Origin of the sequence: Peribacillus butanolivorans, from assembly GCF_001273755.1 — a bacterium.
GTDB lineage: Bacteria > Bacillota > Bacilli > Bacillales > DSM-1321 > Peribacillus > Peribacillus butanolivorans.
Map to the genome: position 1 here is coordinate 299,359 of NZ_LGYA01000005.1, position 15,676 is coordinate 315,034.

The 15,676-nt window shown below is 37.6% G+C and carries 10 protein-coding genes and 1 pseudogene; 8 read left to right on the plus strand and 3 right to left on the minus strand.

The annotated features are described in order from the left end of the window. Positions 1–262: 262 nt before the first annotated feature. From AKG34_RS29500 to tagH, 4 genes and pseudogenes are all read left to right on the plus strand, one after another. Complete coding sequence (locus tag AKG34_RS29500; RefSeq protein WP_152952399.1) at positions 263–2,530, plus strand: CDP-glycerol glycerophosphotransferase family protein; 2,268 nt, start codon at positions 263–265, stop codon at positions 2,528–2,530. Further along, positions 2,511–3,671: pseudogene (locus tag AKG34_RS23425) on the plus strand (CDP-glycerol glycerophosphotransferase family protein); the annotation flags it as partial. The gene AKG34_RS29500 and the pseudogene AKG34_RS23425, both read left to right, overlap by 20 nt. 3 nt (positions 3,672–3,674) lie before the next feature. Continuing rightward, on the plus strand, positions 3,675–4,472 hold the full coding sequence (locus AKG34_RS23430; RefSeq protein ID WP_053348543.1) for an ABC transporter permease: 798 nt from the start codon (positions 3,675–3,677) through the stop codon (positions 4,470–4,472). Between the two features lie 17 nt (positions 4,473–4,489). Continuing rightward, entirely contained in the window at positions 4,490–5,287 is a 798-nt protein-coding gene (tagH, locus tag AKG34_RS23435; protein WP_053348544.1) for a teichoic acids export ABC transporter ATP-binding subunit TagH, read from the plus strand. A gap of 15 nt (positions 5,288–5,302) precedes the next feature. Here tagH and AKG34_RS23440 read toward each other — a convergent pair whose 3' ends face one another. The 3 genes from AKG34_RS23440 to AKG34_RS23450 are packed head-to-tail and all read right to left on the minus strand — an operon-like array spanning position 5,303 to position 9,477. Beyond that, a complete protein-coding gene (locus AKG34_RS23440) occupies positions 5,303–6,493 on the minus strand; it encodes a glycosyltransferase family 4 protein (RefSeq protein WP_053348545.1) in 1,191 nt (396 codons plus the stop codon). Positions 6,494–6,518: 25 nt separating this feature from the next. Next, positions 6,519–8,042 (minus strand): murein biosynthesis integral membrane protein MurJ, encoded by a 1,524-nt coding sequence (gene murJ, locus AKG34_RS23445; RefSeq protein ID WP_053348546.1) that lies wholly within the window; start codon positions 8,040–8,042, stop codon positions 6,519–6,521. A gap of 4 nt (positions 8,043–8,046) precedes the next feature. Next, positions 8,047–9,477 (minus strand): O-antigen ligase family protein, encoded by a 1,431-nt coding sequence (locus AKG34_RS23450; RefSeq protein WP_053348547.1) that lies wholly within the window; start codon positions 9,475–9,477, stop codon positions 8,047–8,049. Between the two features lie 110 nt (positions 9,478–9,587). Between AKG34_RS23450 and AKG34_RS23455 the strand changes: the two genes are divergently transcribed. The 4 genes from AKG34_RS23455 to AKG34_RS23470 all read left to right on the plus strand — a co-directional run bounded on the left by AKG34_RS23455 (position 9,588) and on the right by AKG34_RS23470 (position 15,676). Beyond that, positions 9,588–10,331, plus strand: a complete 744-nt coding sequence (locus AKG34_RS23455) for a WecB/TagA/CpsF family glycosyltransferase (protein WP_053348548.1) — start codon at positions 9,588–9,590, stop codon at positions 10,329–10,331. 27 nt (positions 10,332–10,358) lie between these two features. After that, positions 10,359–11,453 carry a glycosyltransferase family 4 protein gene (locus AKG34_RS23460; protein ID WP_236695045.1) on the plus strand — a complete coding sequence of 365 codons (1,095 nt, stop codon included), beginning with the start codon at positions 10,359–10,361 and terminating at the stop codon, positions 11,451–11,453. Between the two features lie 74 nt (positions 11,454–11,527). Further along, a complete protein-coding gene (locus tag AKG34_RS23465) occupies positions 11,528–12,577 on the plus strand; it encodes a glycosyltransferase family 4 protein (protein ID WP_053348550.1) in 1,050 nt (349 codons plus the stop codon). Between the two features lie 228 nt (positions 12,578–12,805). After that, positions 12,806–15,676, plus strand: a complete 2,871-nt coding sequence (locus AKG34_RS23470; protein ID WP_053348551.1) for a CDP-glycerol glycerophosphotransferase family protein — start codon at positions 12,806–12,808, stop codon at positions 15,674–15,676.

Sequence of the window (15,676 nt, forward strand, 5' to 3'; positions counted from 1 at the left end):
AAAATTTTACAATATTGTTTAAAATATAATATCTTTTGTTGTTTCTTGGAAATAATATTACAATTTTCGCAAAAACTATTCTAGAATTTCTATTGGGTTTGTTAAGACGAACTTGATGCAACTGTGTTTGTTTGGATTATAATATAGAAAAGCTTTTTTATTACTTATCTGAAAATAATATCAATTTGAATTTATGATAGTGAAATCCTATAATAATAATACTTAGTTTTGGTTTGCAATTGGGAGGAGAAGTTTCTTCCATATGGATAATTATGTATTTAAGAATAGAAAGACGATGAATGTGAGCTTAGATAATGGAGTTTACTACATTGAAGTTGCCATTAAGCAGAGTTTTTTAGAAGGAATAGATGAGTACTCTTTTGTTTTAACAAATAGGTATAACGAAGATGATATCGTTAACTTGAATTTTATGAAAAAAAATCAAACAGATGTTTATTATTTGTTTGAGATTACATTTCCGTTTTGCACAAATATAAATAGATTTATCGATGATGAAATGTGGGATCTACATATCTTAAGAAAGATAGAAGATAACACAGAAATTAAGTCTAGAATCACTACTCGAGACCGCCAACTAAACTTTCATACCATTGTTCAGGAAGACCAGGGGAAAATGATCTATCCATTTGCAACAAAAAAAGGTAATCTTTCTTTTTATGCTAATGACTATAAACTTTTTTCCATGTTCGATGAACTGAATTTACAAAAGGATGGCATGCTCCAATTCTCTGGTTATTTTAACTATCCACCCTTATTTCAATTAGAAGGGTTCAAGTTCGGTCAGGTGAACTTGCTCGTTAGAAATAACTTAACAGAAGATGAGCGGATTGTCCCAATCAAGAGTGTAGACCGCGATGATTTGGTAGAAAAGTATGCTGGTAGCAATTTGCCAAAGAATATCGGTTTCAAAGGTGAAATTAATCTCTTGGGTGAGATTGACTTCGATCAATCAAAGTACTTTATGTTTTATATAGTTCTTGATTACCAAATCAATGGTTCTCAGGAGCAACTTACCAGTTTGAGAATGAAATGCAGTTCACTTGAAAACCTTCCTAGCAAAAGCATTCTGAAGGTGAAACAAAAAAGGGTACAAGTGAAAGTTAAAGCCACAAAAATTTCGAAATACTTGTCTCTTTCAGTCTCACGTTACAACTTCAAAACAGAGGTTGTTAAAGGCTTAAGAAAAAGATGGGTGAAAACCCGCAGAAGCAAGCGACTTAGAAAATGGTATAAGTCAGCTTTTGCAATTATAAGCTTGATTATTCCAGCCAATAAAAAATTGGCAGTATTCGAAAGTTATCATGGCAAGCAGTATAGTGACAGCCCAAGGGCCATATATGAATACATGAAAGAACATTATCCAGATTATAAATTAGTGTGGAGTGTCGACCGCGCCTCTATGAATTATTTTGCTCAAAAAGACGTTGAGTATGTTAGACGGTTTTCCATCCGATGGCTGTTGATCATGACGAGGGCGAAGTACTGGATAAACAATGTCCGCTTCCCGCTGTGGATTCCAAAGCCAAAACACACGATATATGTACAAACATGGCATGGCACGCCTCTAAAACGCCTTGCGATGGACATGGATGAAGTGCATAAGCCTGGAACGAATACAAACAAATATAAAAGGAATTTCTTGAGAGAAGCAAGCAAGTGGGATTATCTAGTTTCGCCAAACGCTTTTTCAACGGAGATTTTTGAGCGGGCGTTTCAATTTGATCGGAAGATGATTGAGTCAGGTTATCCGCGTAATGATTTCCTGCAAAACTCAAATAATGAAGAAACGATAAATGAGCTTAAAAACAAATTCAATCTTCCTCTTGATAAGAAGCTTATTCTGTATGCACCGACCTGGAGAGACAATCAGTTTTACAGGAAAGGGAAGTATAAGTTTAATTTGGAGCTGGACTTAGCAAGAATGCAGGAAGAACTTGGTGACTCCTATATTGTCATCATGAGAATGCATTATTTAGTGGCCCAAAATATGGATCTTACTGAATTTGAAGGCTTTGCCTATGATTTCTCCCACTTAGAAGACATTCGGGAACTGTATTTGATATCGGATATACTAGTAACAGATTATTCTTCCGTATTCTTCGATTATGCGAACTTAAGAAGGCCGATGATTTTCTTTACGTATGATATAGAAGACTATCGTGATAACTTAAGGGGCTTTTATTTTGATTTTAAAGAGAAGGCACCGGGTCTTTTGACCAAAGCGACAGAAGAACTTATTGAAGAGGTTAAAAATATCGAAAGAAAACAATTCCAGTTGAGTGAACGATTCGAAGAATTTTATCAGAAGTTTTGTTACTTAGAATGCGGTCAATCCGCTAAACGTGTTGTGGATGAAGTGTTTCTAAAGAAGACGATTCCTGTTAAGAAAGTGGTATCGAATGAGGATTGTGAATATATCGGCTGTTTAACAGTCGGTTCTTTTTTGAAAGGGGAATCATATGGCATCAATAGTAACAAATGGGAAAGTATTGCTCACAAGCGCCTATAAAATCGCTTTTGGTATTGCTGGAAAATTGCTTCCAGTCGATAAAAAGCTTGTTATTTTTGAAAGTTTTTTAGGGAAGCAATACAGTTGTAATCCTCGTGCAATATATGAATACTTGCAGTGTCACCATTCTGAATATAAAATGTATTGGAGTGTAGATAAAAGGTATACCGCACAATTTGATGAGGCAGGTATTCCTTATCTCAAACGTTTTTCACTTAGTTGGCTACTTAAAATGACACGCGCTCGTTACTGGGTAACGAACAGCAGGTTACCGCTTTGGATTCCAAAGCCGAATCACACGGTTTATTTGCAAACGTGGCATGGAACTCCATTGAAGAAACTTGCGTCAGATATGAAGGAAGTTCATATGCCTGGAACGACAACGGAAAGTTATAAAGAAAATTTCCATGCCGAATCAAGTAAATGGGATTATTTAATTTCTCCGAATGCTTATTCAAGTGAGATTTTTGCTCGTGCCTTTCAAGTTGAACCTTCTAAAATACTGGAAACGGGTTATCCGCGTAATGATTTACTGTACAATGGGAATAATCGTGATACAATCGACTCATTGAAACGGAAGTTGGGTATACCATTAGAGAAAAAGGTTATTTTATATGCCCCTACGTGGAGAGACGATGAGTTTTATAGCAAGGGAAAATATAAGTTTGAAATAAAACTGGACTTGGATCAAATGAAACAGGAATTAGGGGATGAGTATGTTATTTTGCTCCGTCTTCATTATTTAATTTCTGAGAACTTGGATGTATCGGCGTATCAAGGTTTTGTCTACAATTTATCCAGCTATGAAGATATCAATCATTTGTATCTTATTTCAGATTTATTAATAACTGATTATTCATCAGTTTTCTTTGATTACGCAAATTTAAAGCGTCCGATGTTGTTCTATGTATATGATATTGAAAATTACAGGGACAGGCTTCGCGGGTTTTACTTTGATTTTGAAGCGATGGCACCAGGTTCGTTAGTAAAAACGTCTGATGAGGTCATTGATAGCATCAAGGCTATGGAGTTTGGAAATGTTGTAGGATCTAATCAATTTCATGAGAAGTTTTGTGCGCTCGAGGATGGCCATGCTTCGCGTCGTGTCGTAGAAAAAGTGTTTTTAGGAAGGTCTGTGTAATATATGAGTTCAGCTTTGACCGTTTTAAAAGAACAAATCAACAATTTTTATTTGATAAGACGTTTGTCTGCTTACGAGATGAAAAGCGCTAACAGCAGTAACTACCTAGGAATCCTGTGGGAAATCATCAATCCGATGATTCAAATTTCGATTTATTGGTTTGTATTCGGGTTTATAATGGTTAATCGTGGCGAGGAGTTCCTTCCATGGCTGATGGCAGGGATCGTTGTTTGGTTCTTTGTGAATCCGACAATAACCCAGACGTCTAAATCTGTCTATTCCCGGATGAATATGGTGTCCAAGATGAGTTTTCCAATGAGTGTTATTCCTTCTTATGTTATTTTTGCTAAGTTGTATCAACATCTCATGCTGCTTGGTATCATCATCATACTTTTAGCGTTTACGGGTTATCTCCCGACGTTTTACATCATACAACTGCCTTACTATATTGTTGCGACAGTGGCTCTGTTATTTTCATTTGGATTAATTTCTTCCACCTTATCAACCATTATTCGTGATGTTCACAATATAATACTGTCTTTAATGAAAGTCTTGTTTTATTTAACACCAATCCTTTGGGTATTAGATGCTAAAGATCATCCAGTAATCGTTAATATCATGAAGCTAAATCCTCTATATTATATTGTTGAAGGGTATCGAGCTTCGTTATTGGGGGAATCATGGTACCTAATAGTGAATTGGGAATATACGCTTTATTTCTGGGCAGTCGTAATCGTCTTATTTTTGATAGGTTCCTCGCTGCATGTTAGATTTAGAGATCGCTTTGTTGACTTTAAGTAAACTGGAAGTGAGAATAGATGGAAAAATCGGTAGTTGTCAAAAACGTAACGAAAAAATATAAATTATATAATAAAAACTCAGAAAAATTGATGGATCTTCTTTTGCCTAAAAGCTATGGAGAAGAGTATTATGCCCTTAGAAATGTAAGCTTTGAAGCGGAAAAGGGAGATGTAATCGGATTTGTCGGGGTCAATGGTTCCGGGAAATCCACATTGTCCAACATTATTGCTGGTATTATCCCGCCCACGGATGGAAATGTCCAAGCTAACGGGAAAACAGCATTAATCGCTGTTTCATCAGGTCTTAACAATCAATTGACAGGTAGAGAAAATATCGAATTGAAAATGTTGATGCTCGGATTCGATAAAAAGCAGATTCGCGAACTAGAACCTGAAATCATTGAGTTTTCAGAGCTTGGCAAGTTCATTAACCAACCGGTGAAATCTTATTCAAGCGGGATGAAGTCAAGGCTTGGATTTGCCATTTCCGTTCATATCGATCCAGATATCCTGATTATTGATGAAGCCTTATCAGTTGGGGATAAAAACTTTGCTGAAAAGTGTTTAGAGAAGATGAATGAATTTAAGGAAAGAGGCAAAACGATGTTCTTCGTCAGCCATTCAATCGGTCAGATGAAGAAATTCTGTCAAAAGGCGTTATGGCTTGAATATGGAGAAGTAAAAGCGTACGGCCCCATCGAGGAAGTTATGCCGCAATATGAAGCATTCTTGAAAGAATATAAAGCAATGTCTAAAAAAGAACAGAAAAAATACCGTGAAGATCAAATGAACAAGCGTAGTTCTACAACGGTATAAAAGTGACAGGCAGACTCAACTATTGGGTCTGCCTGTTTTTGAATTCAGCACTTCTTGGTAAGCCTTCTCAAACCGCTCGGCTGCGGCTAGATGTGAATACTCATTTTCAATTTTATATCTAGCCTTTTCGGCTAGTTTTGCAGTTCGTACTGGGTCACTAAGCAGAGTAGAGATGGCTTGAGATAGTGCTTTGATGTTTTTCTCCTCCACGAGCAAACCATCTTCTCCATCAGAGAGAATTTCCTTGAGGCCTCCGACTGCACTTGCAATAACAGGTGAGCCGGAACTCATCGCTTCTAACGCAGATATGGAGGTCGCTTCTTCTACCCCATGAGAATGAACGCTTGGGATGAGTACGATATCTGAAGCACCATACAGGTTTTGCATTTTTTCGAAAGGCACTGAACCTAGGAATAGTACTGAATCTGTTAATTTGAGCTTGGCTATCGTTTCTTCAAGTTGGGCTTGCTGTTCTCCTGTCCCGGCATAGACTAATACAGTGTCATGATGATTTTTCAGTACCTCGGGAAGAGCCATTATCGGATAAATAACGCCGTTTTTTTCTGTCATTCTTCTAGGAACAAAGAGCATCTTTTTATGTAAGGGGATTTGAAAGACTTGTCGAGTTTCATTCCGGTCGGTGGTTTCGGGTTTGAAAGCAGCCACGTCAATGAAATTCTTAATTGTTTCCGCTTCGATATGTGCTAAATGGTTAATATAGTCTTTAATTCGGCGATCGACGGTCACGACTTTAGCAACAGACTGATAGGCTTTTCTTTCAAAATCACGAATGATTAAATCTTCCATACTGTCAGGGGAAATGGCCCCCCTGCTAACCGCCTCAAATGAATAATACCCATGGACTGTTTCCACCGTTGGGATTCCTGATTCAATGGAGGCAAGCGTTGCGAAAATATCCTGTGCATTAATGACATCATACTTTTTTTTCAAACTTTTAATAGAAGAGGTCAATAACTTCAGACGTTGTCGGTCATTGAACAGCTGCCCGCTCCCGTGTTTTACTTTATTTAATAAAAAACCTGGAGCCTGGGCGAGCAACTTTTTCTTGAATGAGGGTAATTGCGAGAAAGATAAAATGTCCACGCTATGACCTCGTGACTTCAATCCCTTTTTTAATGTGGTGATATGACTTGATAGACCCCCTTCATGAGGGTAGGAAAATATCGTTGTAATTAAAATATTCATATCCGCACTCCGTTCTTTTAAATGACTACTTTGATCTAATCTTCCTCAATGCTTGTAGACTACTTACTTTAAAAAGCATAGAAAATAGGATATATAACCCGAATACCATAAGGGAGACGATAACTAATTCCACAAAAATGTGGAACTTTAGCGTAATAGGATGGATCCATAAAGCGAGTCCATAGATGATAGCTCCGATGATGATTAGTTTGCTGCTTTCTTGAAAAACATCAGTAAATACAGCTTTGTCACTTTTTTGGGTTTTTAGCCACAAGAAGCTGAATAGGAAAAGAGACTGCAGGAACATGGATATACCTGAGGCTAAGGCGATTCCGCCGACACCGAGAAAACGTGAAAGTCCCCAGCTGAGCAGGACATTTAGTAAAACAGCAATCAGGCAGGAATACATAGCTACTTTCGTTTTTTTTAAGGCATAAAAGGCGTTCATCAAATAATCTCGTAGTGCAAAAAACGGGAGACAAGCTGAATAAAAGAAAAATGCTGCATAAGTTGTTTCTGTAGCAGACGCATCAAAGGCACCGCGTTGAAAAGCCAGAGCGATTAAGCTGTTTCCACTGATCAACATCACAATCATAAAAGGAACGGCTAAGAATAAAAGGGACTTCAATCCTTTTAAGGTTAAAGTAAGGAAAGATTGATATCCTTCAATAGCGCGTTCGACAATCGATGGATATAAAACGGTAATCAGCGGTGTGAGGACAATGCTTAGTGGCAACCACAATAGCCGATTCGCATAGTTCAGGGCCGATACACTTCCAGTCTCGAGCGAGGTGGCAATAATCCGGTCGACGACACTATTTAATTGGATGGCCAATGCCGCGATGATAATAGGATAAAAGGTGATAAGCGTATTATTAATTTGCTGTTTGTAAGGACGAAAGGAAAAAATCGGACGGATCTGGTATTTTTTCAATGACGGAAATTGAATGATAAATTGGCTGGCGGCACCAAACACAAATCCCCAGGCCAATCCTTTCACCCCAAAGGGAGCAGCGAATAATACGGTGGCTACAATAATGACTATGTTTTGGGCTGTTGAAGTAAAAGCTGGGAGTAGAAAACGCTGATTCGCATTCAAGACTCCAGTCGCCATGTATGCAAGCGTGAAAAAAAGTAAACTCGGCAGCATAATCCTGGTTAGAACCTCTGTTAAAGCAAGTTCGGAACCTGAAAAACCAGGGGCCACCATCATAACGAGCGGCTTTGTGAAAAACAGGCAGACAATGGTCATTACGACGGCTACTAGCGTAAAAAAGGAACCTAAAACGCTGATGAATTCATCAGCTTTCCTTGGATTTTCCGCTTTTTTCTCCAGGTAAATAGGAATGACACCGGCCTGAAGACCGCTGCCGAGAGCTGTAAAAAGAATAGTGGGAATTAGGCTCGCCACGAAAAAGATGTCTGCCGTTGATGATGCTCCGAAATAGGCGGCAATGATTGATTCCCTGCCGAAGCCAAGGACTTTTCCAACGGCTGCAATGATAGTGACGAGCCCAACCGATTTAACAACATGTGAAAGAGTAGGCATATGTTCATTCCTTTAAAAAGATGTCCTTTTGTAAACAAAATCCTAAACAACTATAAAAAATAAGGGTAAACGTTTTATCCTCAAGAATATTGTAAAAAAGTCCTGCTATTAACGCTGCTAGCATCAGGCAGATGGTGAAGACTGCTGTAGTACCATTGCTTGTTTTAATGATTTTCCGAAAGGTTAAAAGAATAAATACGAAAACTGATAAAAAACCGAGCAACCCAGTTTGGACAAGAATCTGAATGTATTGATTATCAGTATACATCCTTTCACCAATCTGGTATTCCTGATAAATCGGTGAGGGGAAGGAAAGAGTGGCCGAATCTCCAAATGTAGCAAGACCCGTACCAGCTATTGGATGATCCATAAAAATTTCAAGCCCTTTAAAAACGACAAATAACCGGCCCCATTCTGTACTTTGGTGAAGAGTCTTATCAGAAAACATGTCAGAGAATCGATCGGAGAGGGCATGTTCGCGTTCGGCAATAGGAGTACTGCCAATCCTCATATTTTCCATTGGAACTGAAGCAGACAGCTCCACTTTGCTTGAAGTGAATAGAACCGGGTAATATATGAGAAGCAGGCCGCAAACAAATGACCCTAGAGCAAATTTAAAAAATGTTTTATTTTTAGTCCAGATGGTAAAGACAAGCGTTGCGATTCCAAAAGCAATCATCGTCCCCCGTGAATAGGTGAGCAGTAAAGTTCCGAACATTAAGATGGATGCTAGAAAGACCGAGAACTTATATTTCTTTACCGCTTGAAAAAGGAAGAAGCTAAAAAACAACTGGATGCTTAAAAATAAAGCAAAGACATTAGGATTGGCAGCTGCACCATAAATCCTCATTCGATTTGTTGAGGAAAGAGTCCACATTTCCCAAGCTTGAGGCAGAAAAATAGAACGAGAAAAGATTTTCTCCAATAAGCCGTGAAGGCAAAGAACGATTGTAAATAGTACAGTTACCTTCAAAAAGCGAAAGATATCCTTTCTTTCTAGATTTAATTCACCGATAATATAGAGAAGCAAGAAAGTCACAAGTATAGCTCGTAGTTCAAACAGAATTGGAATGAGCCCCACCCCTGTTAAGAGCGCGGCAACAACACCAACTAAACAATACAGCCAGAACGGTAAAGTAAAATGATACTTCGCAGTTGACCATTCTTTCTTCTTAAACTTTTCAATAAGCAAAGAAATAAATAGGAAAAGGATAATCAGATCTCCTGTATAGGTTAAGCCGCTATTCAGTTCCATAAATAAGGGACGGGCTGGGAAGTAAATGAATAGAATTAATAGCAGGTTTTTTTTATTTATAACGATAAAAATAAGCATCAATGCCGTCGCAGTGTAGCCGACGATAGGGTGAGGTACTGCTAATGAGAAGAGCAGGCACACAATTAAAATGGGTAACGAAAGTTTTTCAAGAAGCTTCAATTGTTCAACCACCTTTGAATCAAAATTACTTTATATGATTTGTATGAAAAAAATTCTTGAATAATACCCGACCCTATAGATGTATAGTACATATGAAAGGCTGAAGAGATATGACTGAGAAATATGTGGAGATATTGTCCATACCATTTATTGATAGCACTATGGATGAATTTATAAATCAGATGATTTACCCAAGATTAATGAATCAAGAAAAAACGTTTGTCGTTACGGCAAATCCTGAAATTGTTGAGTATGCAAATGAACATCAGGATTATAAGGACATCATTACATCGGCTGATTACATTACACCGGATGGCGTTGGTATTATTATGGCCTCAAAATGGCTGAACCAACCATTACAGGAGCGGATTACTGGGTTCGATTTGATGAATGAACTATTTCGGATTGCTGATGAGCAGGCTCTAAAGGTATATCTGCTTGGAGCGGAAGAAGCTGTGATTGAAACAGCTGCCTTAAAGGTTCAAGAGAAATATCCGGGTATCGAACTCGTAGGATACAACCATGGCTACATTGATATCAAGGACGAGTGCTTGGCAAAGTCCATAGCGGAACTCGAACCCGACATTATTTTGACGGCCTTGGGCTTCCCTAGGCAGGAAAAGTGGGTTTCTATGCACTATCCCTTATTTAAAAAGGGGTTTTTTATGGGAGTTGGAGGGAGCTTTGATGTTCTCGCAGGAAAGGTGAACCGCGCTCCTGACATATGGCAGAGGGTGCGTCTTGAATGGTTGTACCGACTAATCCAACAGCCTTCCCGATGGAAACGGATGCTTGTGCTGCCAAAATTCGTATTAAAGGTTAGAAGGAAAAGGAAGAGGTTACAGCGTTCCTAAACATAAGGAGTGAACTAGGTGAAAATCATGCACTTAAACGCTGGTAATGAAACTGGCGGCGGTATGTTTCATATTCTGTCCTTACTTAACCAACTAAATAAAGAGGAATGCCTTCTTGGCGTGTTTGAAAAAGGTGCTCTGTACCGGCAGGCTGTGGCATCTGGGATTCAAACTGAAATTTTCAAGCAACATTCTAAGTATGACCTTTCGATATTGAAACCTTTACGGGACTTTATCCGTCTAAATAATATAGAGATCATCCACACTCATGGTCCGCGTGCGAATATTTATGGAGCTTTATTAAAACGTCTCGTAAAACGCCCCTGGGTTCTTACTGTCCACAGTTCCCCTCAGCATGATTTTTTAGGTATGGGTGTAAAAGGGAAACTATTTACGAGCTTGCATTTAAAGTCATTTCAGCATACTGATCATATACTGGCGGTTTCAGATCGATTTAAGCAAGACTTAATTAGTCAAGGGATTCCCTCAACCAAGATCACCAAGATTTTAAATGGTATTAACTTTGAAAAGAAATTAGAGGAACCCTTTCAAAGAGAAGACTTTGGGTTTGTGGCTGATGATTTTGTTATTATTATGCCTGCTAGGCTTGAACCTGTAAAAGGCCATGAATTTGCCTTAGAGGCATTAAGTCAAGTGATATCGGAGTTTCCCCATGTAAAGCTGTTGCTTGTGGGTGAGGGAAGCAGAAGACTGGCTTTAGAAAAGATGGTTTTGGAAAAAAATTTAACTAATCACGTGTTCTTTTTAGGGTATCGTAAAGATATAGAGAAGCTCTATCCCTTGGCTGATGTCACATTGTTAACGTCTTTAAGCGAGAGTTTCCCACTTGTTTTACTTGAAGGGGCAAGGGCAGGTTTGCCTGCGATTACAAGTGATGTTGGCGGTGTGAAAGAATTAATTCCGGATGAGAAATTTGGCTGGATAACAGAGATTGGGCATGTAACCCAATTGAAAAGGGCTATCTGTAAAGCAGTAGAATTAAAAAAATCCGGAAACCTGACAAGGTTAGGGACAGATTTACAAAAATTTGCAAAAAACAACTTTTCTATAGAGATTTTAGCCGAAAACGTATATAATGTTTATTTGAGGATGAAAAAATAAATAAGTTATTATAAATACGTTTTCTTATTGATTGTTAAGGGTATTAGATTTATGTTGAATAGAGGTGGTTCTTGATGTTAATAGGGGCCTTGTTGGTAGCATTTTTATTGTCCATTTTTTTGACTCCTTTTGTCGGAAAATTGGCCGTTAAATTAGGGGCTACCGATAAACCAAATGAGCGAAAAGTGCATATTAAAATTATGCCGCGCATGGGCGGTTTAGCTATATTTTTGAGTTTTTTCATTACATTCTTAATTTTTACGAATGACTTTTGGGAGCAATTGCCTCTGCTAGTAGGTGCTCTTGTCATCATATTAATTGGGATGGCGGATGATATATATGAATTAAGAGCTGCACCCAAGTTTTTGGGACAGATTTTAGCTGCTCTCATTATCGTGTTATGGGGCGGTCTTGAAGTTGAATTTATCAACTTACCATTTTTTACCGACACACTTCAGTTTGGCATTTTCAGTATCCCTATTACCATTTTGTGGATTGTAGCGATTATTAATGCCATTAATTTAATAGATGGCCTAGATGGTCTTGCGGGTGGAGTCTCCACAATTGCATTAGTGACGATTGCTACGATGGCCCTTATTAAAGGGGATATATTTGTAGCGATGGTTGCATTGACTGTGATTGGAAGTACCCTTGGCTTTTTGAAATATAATTTCCATCCTGCAAAGATTTTTATGGGAGATACAGGAGCATTGTTCCTAGGTTACATCATCGCAGTTCTGTCCCTGCTTGGATTTAAAAACGTTACGATGATTTCCTTAATTGTACCGATTATCATTTTAGGGGTTCCTATTTCGGATACATTTTTTGCGATTATCCGCAGGATTGTAAATAAACAACCGATATCAGCTGCTGACAAATCACATTTACATCACTGCTTGTTAAACCTAGGATTTACTCATAAGCAGACTGTACTTCTTATTTACGCTTTAGCTGCTTGCTTTGGTTTAGCTGCCATAATCTTTTCATTTGCAACAATGTGGGGAGCTTTGATTCTTGTAGCTGGCCTCTTATTGATTATAGAAATTTTTGTGGAAAAAATTGGGCTGGTCAATTCGGATTATCAACCTTTGTTGAAGATGCTAAATTTTAAAAACAAACCATAATTGCTTTAGTGCATAGAATACTAGATTATTATTCTCTATGCAAAGCCCAATAAATATGTTTACTGCCTCCATACCGTATTTACTAATACGTATGGAGGTTTTTTATATTGTTTTGGTAAGGTATAACCTTCCATAGTAGGCGTTAAACTAGTATGTATCGAATATTATTAGAATGGAAGGGTGTTTTCACGTGTTCAATTCCTATTTGAGTAAAATAAAGGATAAAATATGAGTCAAGCTATTCCGGATATTCCACCAGAAGCTTACTTAACGAAGGTATTAGATCATCCTAATCAGGTTGAGTTTTATGTGAGTATTACCAAAGAATCTGTTCCAAAGCCTAAGAAAACAACCGTATTACTTGAGTTTTATAATAGGAAGAAAGAAAAAGTGTTTCAGGAAACAGGACAGATGATGGAAAAGAATGCAAACCATAATCTTTATATATTTACAATTAATAAAGTTGACATTCAGCTAGAAAAGAAAAAAAGGAATTATGATTTGTTTGTCGTTGTAGAGGGGAAATCATCTAGCCTTAACTTAAACGAAGATTTTCAGGTTGATCATTCAAATTCATTTTTTGAATCGAAAGACTTTATGTTTCTTTTGAGTAAGAGCAAAGAAAATTCCGCTTTTTTACGTGCGGGCTATAAACATAAAATCAATACGGTTTATGATATTCCCAATCATATTCATTCGATTGATTTTAATGGGAAGGAAATCCTTGTAGAAGGGGAAATCCATCATCGCTTTTTCAAAGAGAAATTTCCGGAGGCCACCTATTTTTTCACTATCAAAAAGAAGAATGGGATGTATTTAAAAGCCCCTTTAATCGTAGATGGGGATATCTTCACAGCGAAAATCGATACAGAGGTGTATCCTATTTTCCCAAAAGGAAAGTGGGAACTATCCATCATGGTTGTCCACGAAAATGATGAGTATTTTTATCCTTGCTATGTTAAAGATTTACGTGAAAAGAATGAGATATTTGAATTCCATGTTCCGCGGTATAAGGATGCTGTCCGAGTTAAAGTGGAGTCAAGTAATGGAAAGGTCTCAGCAAAGACGTCTCTAATCCATCTTGTAGCACATAGCGTTTCAGCTGATTTCGGCGAGGATGAGGTGAAATTATCACTAGGGTTTCCCCTACCTCCATTGATGGAACTATTAAATGGGAAGGAAGACGAGCTGTATATCCGGTTAAGAGAAAGGGATTCGAATGAATTCATTAATATCCCTGTCGAATTATCCAAGGATAACAATATTGCGTTCATACATGCTTCTGTTGATTACAAGCAGTTCCTGACAGGTTCACTTGAATGGTCTAAAAAATGGGATGGATATCTCAGCAGTAAAGTGAAAGAATCGTCTTTTTATAATATTCGCATCAAGGTGAATGAGGATGAGACGGTAGTAGATTTGGAAGGACAATACAAAACCCACCATATAGATGAATATTATTTTGGAGAATTCCATACGACTATATATAGTAATCTTTCCTTTAAGTTTGCCAAAATGCCTTTTTACCGGGATGCTTCTTCTTATCATATAGAAAATAATGACCTCGTTATACAGGGGAATGCACTTTTTGAAATCCCGAATAGTAAGGAAACGTTTGATATGAACATTCTCCTTGTGAATCGGACGTCTGAAGAATCGACTGAACTGCCGATAGAGTTGATTGGCACTGAAGATCCAGATAATAATGGGTTTATAACCAGGATTCCGATTCCGGAATTAGGAAAGCTGATTACCGAATTCAAGGAAATCATTGATGTATTCTTTATCTTGAAAGGTGACAATTTTTACCGAAAAGTTAAGCTTGGTTTAAAAGAGTTTGATTACTTCAAAGATGATGTATTGCTAAGCTTTGAAGGAACGATGAATGATGACAAAGTGGCTGAGTATCATTTAACGACTACTCCTAAAGGAAACTTGAAAGTGGAGAGCTTTATCTATGAAAAGGATATATACAACGAGATTCAAGATTTCAAATTGAAGGAAACGGACGATGACATCTGGATTGTCGGGGAACGACCTGATACAGCTCAAGATAATGGGTATCAATTCTTTAGATTTGTGAGAGACAATTATCCTGATATTAAAATTTATTATGCTATTGACCCGAAAGCAAGAGATAAGGAACGGCTGGATAATTTAGATCATGTTCTTGATATCGGAAGCCGTAAGCATATTGAAAAAAGCTTAAGGGCTTCAAAGTTAATTGGGACACATGACCTTGAGTATTTCCTACCTTTTAAAGGAATAAAGGTGAAGAATTATCAAAAGGCACATAAGGTATTTCTTCAGCATGGTGTATTGGGCAGAAAGAACGTGGAGTACCATAAAGTCTTTTATAAATATCCATTTGATCTATTTATTGTTTCTTCCAAACATGAAAAGAAAATGGTTGAAAAAGAATTTGGTTACTTAGATGATGAAGTTGTTGTGACGGGGTTGGCTCGGTTTGATAAGCTGCAGGAAAATCATCATCCTAAAAGGGAAATACTCTTGATTCCGACATGGCGTGAATGGATCACCAATGAAGAGAAGTTGTTGAATTCCTTATATTATGAAAAATATATAGGCTTTTTACAATCCGATAAATTGCAAGGGATGCTGGAAGAATATGATTTAAAGCTTAATTTCTATCCACATTATCGGATGCAGGAATATATGGCTGAAAACGTGAAATTTCGTACTTCGAGGATTGAATTGGTTGAATTGGGAACAAGGACCGTGCAGGATTTATTGAAGGATAACAGTATAATGATTACGGATTTCTCTTCGGTTTCATTCGACTTTACCTTACTGGGAAAACCGGTTATCTATTATCATTTTGATCAAGATGTATTCTTTGCGAATGGTATTTTAAGGCCGATAGAAGAGACTTTCCTAGGAGACATTGTTTATACCGAGGATGACTTGTTTATTAAGCTAGAAGAGGTCATTAGACAAGGAATGAAGGAACGGAATGATGTAGCATTAAGGAAAGAGTTAATTTTCACTTACATTGATACCAATAATAATGAAAGAATCTTGAAAAATATTATGGAAGCACCAATCAAAAGGGTAGAGAGTCAACTATCTGGTGAGTAA

Bases quoted from the DNA above. Each gene is read 5' to 3' on its own strand.
- AKG34_RS23455 (WP_053348548.1), top strand. From the start codon at position 9,588: ATGACTGAGAAATATGTGGAGATATTGTCCATACCATTTATTGATAGC.
- tagH (WP_053348544.1), top strand. From the start codon at position 4,490: ATGGAAAAATCGGTAGTTGTCAAAAACGTAACGAAAAAATATAAATTA.
- AKG34_RS23460 (WP_236695045.1), top strand. From the start codon at position 10,359: ATGCACTTAAACGCTGGTAATGAAACTGGCGGCGGTATGTTTCATATT.
- AKG34_RS23440 (WP_053348545.1), bottom strand. From the start codon at position 6,493: ATGAATATTTTAATTACAACGATATTTTCCTACCCTCATGAAGGGGGT.
- AKG34_RS29500 (WP_152952399.1), top strand. From the start codon at position 263: ATGGATAATTATGTATTTAAGAATAGAAAGACGATGAATGTGAGCTTA.
- AKG34_RS23470 (WP_053348551.1), top strand. From the start codon at position 12,806: ATGAGTCAAGCTATTCCGGATATTCCACCAGAAGCTTACTTAACGAAG.
- murJ (WP_053348546.1), bottom strand. From the start codon at position 8,042: ATGCCTACTCTTTCACATGTTGTTAAATCGGTTGGGCTCGTCACTATC.
- AKG34_RS23430 (WP_053348543.1), top strand. From the start codon at position 3,675: ATGAGTTCAGCTTTGACCGTTTTAAAAGAACAAATCAACAATTTTTAT.
- AKG34_RS23465 (WP_053348550.1), top strand. From the start codon at position 11,528: ATGTTAATAGGGGCCTTGTTGGTAGCATTTTTATTGTCCATTTTTTTG.